General features: G+C 38.7%; 3 protein-coding genes. 1 reads left to right on the top strand and 2 read right to left on the bottom strand.

Translation table 11 applies throughout. The features are described 5' to 3' along the window. Positions 1-453: 453 nt before the first annotated feature. Entirely contained in the window at positions 454-765 is a 312-nt protein-coding gene (locus tag AB6D06_RS22375) for a helix-turn-helix domain-containing protein (RefSeq protein ID WP_108188476.1), read from the top strand. Between the two features lie 18 nt (positions 766-783). Here the strand turns inward: AB6D06_RS22375 and AB6D06_RS22370 are convergent, their stop codons facing one another. Both AB6D06_RS22370 and AB6D06_RS22365 read right to left on the bottom strand, forming a co-directional pair. After that, positions 784-1098, bottom strand: a complete 315-nt coding sequence (locus AB6D06_RS22370; RefSeq protein ID WP_371715325.1) for a type II toxin-antitoxin system RelE/ParE family toxin — start codon at positions 1096-1098, stop codon at positions 784-786. Positions 1099-1943: 845 nt separating this feature from the next. Then, positions 1944-2018, bottom strand: coding sequence for a hypothetical protein (locus AB6D06_RS22365; protein ID WP_372111908.1), 75 nt, complete (start codon positions 2016-2018; stop codon positions 1944-1946). Positions 2019-2059 lie beyond the last annotated feature (41 nt).

Here is a 2059-nt window from a genome sequence, read left to right as displayed (position 1 = left end):
GCAGGAGTACTTGAAGTGCTTGCGTGATATGGCTATCATGAAAGGACTTAACGGGCTTCAATCGTTTAAGTATTCCGACGAAAACCAGCTTCCTACGGCTGGTTTTGTCACATCTGGGAAATAGATTAATCCCAAAAGCGATTGATCTCAATGATCCTTTTAACCGGTCATCAGTTTTCCAAACAAAAAAGCCTCCCTTTGGGGAGGCTTTTTTGTTTCTGAATCTTGGACCGAATAAGGCTGCTAGGGTTTGAATTTATTTACAATTCCATCATTACCAAGTTGTCAGAGATGGTGGTATCACAATCACAAACGTTAATGTTTCATAAATTTTGGATTGAAAAAGTAACGCTAGCGTGCAATATTAGGCCTTGCGATTTATACAAACATTTGTATAATTCCCGCGCCTACTTTTAGGCATTCTATTTATTTACAAAAAACAAGGTTTGGCTTATGAGTAAAAGTCCTTTAGAACTTTTAAGTTCAGATCCAGTAGAACTTAGTTTGCTGTCCACAAAAGTGAAGCTAATGATCATTGCAAGTGAGATTATTAGGGAGAACGGTTGGACACAAAAAGAAGCATCATTAAAACTTGGCGTATCACAGCCAAGAATTAGTAATCTAATGAATAATAAAATTTCAAAGTTTTCAATTGATTCAGCTTTTGAAATTTTGGGTAAGCTAGGCTACCTTTCAGAAATGACCTTCAACCCAATGAACCGAGAGCGCCCAGTTATAATGGAGCTAAAAAAAACAGCGGTTTAACCGCTGTTTTGAATAGACTTATATATCACGATAACGCTGCTTAATCGTTTTCTCGTGTTTACTGTCTGTTTGATTTGAAGTTTTAACAAAAGCCTCAAGGACATACACCTTCTCATCCTTGATAACATAAACCACTCGGTAGGCTGGTTTACCGTTTTTGCAAATTTCAATCACACCTTTGCCTAAACCTTGCATTGACTTCGTTTTCATCATGGGCTGCAACCCATACTGCAAACGAACCAAATCTGCCACGAACTTCTCACGCTGTTCCGCTGGGAAGTTCTCTAGTTTTTTCTCGGTGTCGCCTTTATAAATCAGTTCCTTTTCTTGCATTGTAATAATCCTCATATAGAAGTTGGTTGGTTGTATACCTAATTAATTTTTTCATTTTTTAGTCCTGTTTTTTTTGCTAGTAGTCCTAGCTATTTTCACCGATTGGTGACTGTTTTTTTTAGTGCTTTTCTGCACCACCCCGCATAATAAATGAGAAAGTTCAACAATACCACTCTTAATTTATATAAGTACTTGTATATAATGAGGTGTTCTGATTTATTGATATGGAATTACGCGACTCCATAACGAAGAACGGCTCCCAATTGGAAGCCGAACCTATAGCATTTAATCGTATACAACGATCGTAGGGTTACTCATTTGTAGATTTCATATACTAGGATTTACAAATCTTAATCAGCCCAGTTATAGCATTAACGAATGCTGTCATTGGTATAATCCAAGATGCAATTTCAGATAGCTCAAGTATGCTCATTTTCATTCTCCTGATGTAAAGTCTTCCTGCAAGGTTCTAAGGGCGCTGTTTGCCGCTTAGATCCACTCAGAATCTATTTACAGAATGTTTTTTCCCATCCCTTAAAAAATCCAAAAAAGCTGAGCACACCAAATATGACGTCTGGCACCTAAAATCCGGTGTTCATTATTCCTATTATGTTAAACGGGCGAGTTTGCTATCAGAAACAGCCCTCAGACTCCCTCAAACGCTCTTAGCTAAGATTTCAGACACTTGATCAAGGAAATATGCTTCCATAGTGCCTTGTAAGTTTGTGACGCTTTCTGGGCGATTTACAGGATATGAAAAGCAAGTTTGATTTCACCCTTAAAACACAACCAACGCGCCATTTCTTACAAACTCATTCCGCGATCACCTATCTCACGGTCAAGACCTATTGATTGTTCTTGTTGTAACGCTTTTCCAACTGCAGGAGATGCGCGCTCAAGCTCTCGACTTGCCTGCTCAAGTTGCTGACTTGCTGACGGAGTTCGTTGTTCTCTTTCGAGG

Source organism: Vibrio sp. 10N.239.311.G01 (genome assembly GCF_041465805.1).
GTDB lineage: Bacteria > Pseudomonadota > Gammaproteobacteria > Enterobacterales > Vibrionaceae > Vibrio > Vibrio crassostreae_C.
This window is presented reverse-complemented; position numbering and strand designations above follow the sequence as displayed.